The following is a 3,704-nucleotide window of genomic DNA, read 5'->3' as shown; positions in this document are numbered from 1 at the left end:
CAGATCGGCGAACGGATGTTCCTGGCCGAGAAAACGGTCAAGAACTACGTGTCCAACCTGCTCGCCAAGCTCAACATGCAGCGCCGCACCCAGGCCGCGGCGCTGGCCGCCCGGCTACGGGACGACCGTCGCGAATGACGATGCGCCAGTGACGAGGGCCGGATCCGGGCGCCGCGTCCCGGAGGGCCTCTCACATGCCGGAGGGGATGATGAGGAGGTCGTCCTTGTCGAAGGTCACCTCGGATCTCACGTCCACGACTCCCTCGATCAGGCGGATCTGCTCGGTCAAGGCGAGGGCCTGTGACTTCCACTCGACCCAGCCGCGGATGTTCACCACGCCCTGGTCGATGTCGATGGTGAACGCCGCGGGATTCGGCAGGACGGCTCTGACGTCCGCTTGGAGTTCCTCGGCCGGGCGGGTGAAGACGCGCAGCACATCACGCTGGTGCAGGGTGCCGATGATGCGTCCGGTGACCACGTCGATCACGGGCAGCTGCTTGATGCGGTTGGCGTGCATCAGCCGGGCCGCATCCCGCACGGAGGTGTTCGGCGTGACAGTGATCGCCGGAGAGGTCATGAGCTGAGCCGCCGTCACGCCCGCAGCCTTCTGGTGTTCCTGCTGCTGCCTGCGGGACTCGAATATCGACACGCTGTGCCGTACCGTGTCGGTCTCCTTGAGCAGCAGATCGTCTTCGGAAACCACTCCTACCGGCCGCCGGCCGGCGTCGATGACGGTGACCGCGCCGACCGCGAACCGCTCCATCGCGTCCACGATCTCGGCGAACGAGGCGTCCTTCAGTACGGCGATGGCCACGCGCCCCATGATGTCCTTGACGTCGAGTGACATGACATCCACCTCCTCTCCTAAAGTCCTCCAGCGGGGCCTGGCCCAGCAGTGGCGAACGTCCCCGATGCCGGAGGACCAAGGTCCTGACCAGCGCCTGTCACGCTCGGACCACCGCGACCGGGCAGCGGGCGTGGTGCAGGATGCCGCGGCTGACCGAGCCGAGCAGCATCGAGCCCAGGGCGCCGCGCCCGTGTGAACCCACCACCAGCAGGTCCGCCCGCTCGGACGCGTCGGTGAGCGCGTTGACCGGATCCGCGGACTGCACGTCCTCGACCAGCTTCACCTGCGGATAGTCCTGGCTGAAGGTCGCCATCCGGTCGCGGACGACCTGATGCTGCGCCGTACGGACCTCGTCCATGTCGTAGGAGGCCTCCGGAGCGAAGGCGTGCACCGGCAGCTGCCAGGCGTGCACCACCCGCAGCGCGCTCCCGCGGAGTTTCGCCTGCTCGAAGGCGTAGGCCAGCGCGGGTTCGCACTCCAGTGAGTCGTCGACCCCGACCACGACCTGCCCGTACGTCGGCCGATGCTCGCCTCGGACGACCACGACGGGACAGTGAACATGGCCGGCCACGTGCATGCTGACGGAACCCAGCAGCGCGCCGGCGAACCCGCCCAGCCCGCGGCTGCCGACCACGATCTCGGTGGCGTCCTCGGCCTGCTCGCGCAGGACCTCGGCCGGTGTGCCCTCGATGTCCCGCGTCTCGACCTCGACTGTGGGCCGGCGCTCGCGCACGAGCGCCTGCGCCTCACGCAGGATCCTGTGCCCTTCGCCCAGCAGCACATCCGGTAGGGCCGCGTTGGGGTATTTGCCGATCTGGTACGGCGAGCGGTCCACGGCGTGCACGATCCGCAGCGGCACCCGCATGCGGAAAGCGTCGCCGGCCGCCCACTCCACCGCGGCCCGCGCGGCCACGGAGCCGTCCACTCCAACGATGATCATGATGTGCCTCCTTCGTCACCCTCCATCAGACCCCGCCCGCGCCCGTCCGCAGCAGGGCCGGAGGTCGGTCACGCAAGGGCCTAAGGACCCTGTCCGCCGAAGAGGCCGGCGGGTAGCTTCATGGCCATGACCAGGGAGGACACGCTCATGACAGGTAATGGCGACTTCGGACGTCGCATCAGCTATCACCGCCACCAGCTCGGCCTCACGTGCGAGCAGGTCGCCGACCGGGCGAACATGTCCGCCGGGTACGTCCAGCACCTCGAAAGCCATCTGGGCACACCCGACACAGGTACGGTGACCCGCCTGGCCACCGCCCTGGAAACGACCGTCGAGGACCTGCTGGGTGGTGGGCGCGATCGCCCGCCCGGCCCCGGCCCCGCCGCGGCCGGCCCGGTCTTGGAGGTCCTCGACCCCGAGGAGTGCCTGCGGCTGGTCGCCCCGGGCGGCATCGGCCGGGTGGCGTTCAACGGCCAGGACGGACCCACCGTACTGCCCGTGAACTACAAGCTGCATGAGGGCGCCATCGTCTTCCGCACCGCCTACGGCGGCCCCATGGACCAGGACCTGCGCACCGGCCTCGAAGGGGTGGACATCAAGATCGGCTTCCAGGTGGACCGGATCGACGAGGCACGGCGAGAGGGCTGGAGCGTCCTCATCAACGGCCCCGCCCACCACGTGCCCCAGGACGAGGTGGAAAAGGTCACCGAGGCCGACGTCACCCCCTGGGCAGGCGGCGAGCGCCACCTCTACATCCGCATCGTCCCGCACCAGATCACCGGCCGCCGCATCCACGGCCTCTGAGGAGTCGTGAACAAGGTGCGCGGGGCGGGCCGCCCAACCACGACTAGCCTGACCTCCTGCGCGGGCGCGCCCTCACGGATTCAACACCAGCCTGCGGGGCGGCCACCAGCCGCGCTCATCGCGCGCCACGGGGGGAAGGGGTCTGGGGCAGGACGGGCTCGAGGCGGAACATCCCGGTGACCACCTCACCGGGCGTTTCGGCAGGCCGGATACGTCCGGCGACGGCCGACAGCACGTCGCGGGCCGTGACCAGGCCGATCAGTCCGCCGCCGTCGACCACCGGCACGGCGTCGCATCCGGCGTCGAGCATCACGGCAGCCACCCGGGCCAAGGGGGCATCCGGCAGGATCAGCGGCCTGCGCTCGCACCTGAGCAATGCCCGGACCTGGCGACTGGACTGCTCATACAGCCCGCCCGACCAGGACGCCGCCAGCTGCTCGCGGGTCAGGACGCCGAGCACGTGACGCCCGTCGACGACCGGCAGGTGGTGCACGTCGGCGCGGCGCATCACCTCCCAGGCCATCAACGGCGACTCGTCCGGCTTGACGACCACCAGAACGCGGCTCATCACCTGCCTGGCGGTCAGCGATTCGACGGTCATGATTCCTCCTTTCCGCGTCGCCGTACCACCGCGACCGGACAGGTCGCGTGGTGCAGCACACCGTGACTCACCGATCCGAGCACCGCCGAGGCGAAGCCGCCCAGCCCGCGTGAGCCCACTACAACCACATCGGCCATCTGAGCCGCCTCGACGAGTGCCTTGACCGGGGGCTCGCACGGCTGCGCGTCGGTGATGACCAGATCGGGATTGCTCTCGCGCCAGGGTTCGACGCGTTCCCGCGCCGCGCGGGCCTCCTGCCCCATGAGATCCTCGATCAGGCTGCCGTACGCGACGGCATACGGCGAGAGCGCCGGCATATGCCAAGCGGAAACGACGTGCAGCTGCGCCCCACGGGCTCTGGCCTGCTCGACGGCGTAGGCCATCGCGGCCTGGGAATACTCGGAACCGTCGTATCCGACCACGATCCTGTCGTGCCGCAGCGCGCTGGGAGTCCGGACGATCACGACCGGCCCGGCGGCGTGCCCGGCCACGGCCATGCCGACCGACCCGAG

The 3,704-nt window shown here is 69.7% G+C and carries 6 protein-coding genes; 2 read left to right on the top strand and 4 right to left on the bottom strand.

What is annotated here, in order from left to right:
* Positions 1-138, top strand: a 138-nt coding sequence (locus AB0J09_RS59110) for a LuxR C-terminal-related transcriptional regulator (RefSeq protein WP_360712200.1), incomplete at its 5' end; no start/stop codon positions are given.
* A gap of 52 nt (positions 139-190) precedes the next feature.
* Here AB0J09_RS59110 and AB0J09_RS59105 read toward each other — a convergent pair.
* Entirely contained in the window at positions 191-847 is a 657-nt protein-coding gene (locus AB0J09_RS59105; RefSeq protein ID WP_360712197.1) for a CBS domain-containing protein, read from the bottom strand.
* A gap of 97 nt (positions 848-944) precedes the next feature.
* A complete protein-coding gene (locus AB0J09_RS59100) occupies positions 945-1,787 on the bottom strand; it encodes a universal stress protein (RefSeq protein ID WP_360712194.1) in 843 nt (280 codons plus the stop codon).
* A 126-nt stretch (positions 1,788-1,913) separates the two neighbouring features.
* Here AB0J09_RS59100 and AB0J09_RS59095 point away from each other — a divergent pair, with 126 nt between their 5' ends.
* Positions 1,914-2,591 (top strand): pyridoxamine 5'-phosphate oxidase family protein, encoded by a 678-nt coding sequence (locus AB0J09_RS59095; protein ID WP_360712191.1) that lies wholly within the window; start codon positions 1,914-1,916, stop codon positions 2,589-2,591.
* Between the two features lie 115 nt (positions 2,592-2,706).
* Here the strand turns inward: AB0J09_RS59095 and AB0J09_RS59090 are convergent, their stop codons facing one another.
* On the bottom strand, positions 2,707-3,192 hold the full coding sequence (locus tag AB0J09_RS59090; RefSeq protein ID WP_360712188.1) for a CBS domain-containing protein: 486 nt from the start codon (positions 3,190-3,192) through the stop codon (positions 2,707-2,709).
* On the bottom strand, positions 3,189-3,704 hold a 516-nt coding region (locus AB0J09_RS59085; RefSeq protein WP_360712185.1), incomplete at its 5' end, for a universal stress protein. The genes AB0J09_RS59090 and AB0J09_RS59085, both read right to left, overlap by 4 nt.

Source organism: Nonomuraea sp. NPDC049784, assembly GCF_040659615.1.
Classification (GTDB): domain Bacteria; phylum Actinomycetota; class Actinomycetes; order Streptosporangiales; family Streptosporangiaceae; genus Nonomuraea.
The sequence above is the reverse complement of the archived record's forward strand: the minus strand, read 5'-3'. Positions and strand labels throughout refer to the sequence as shown.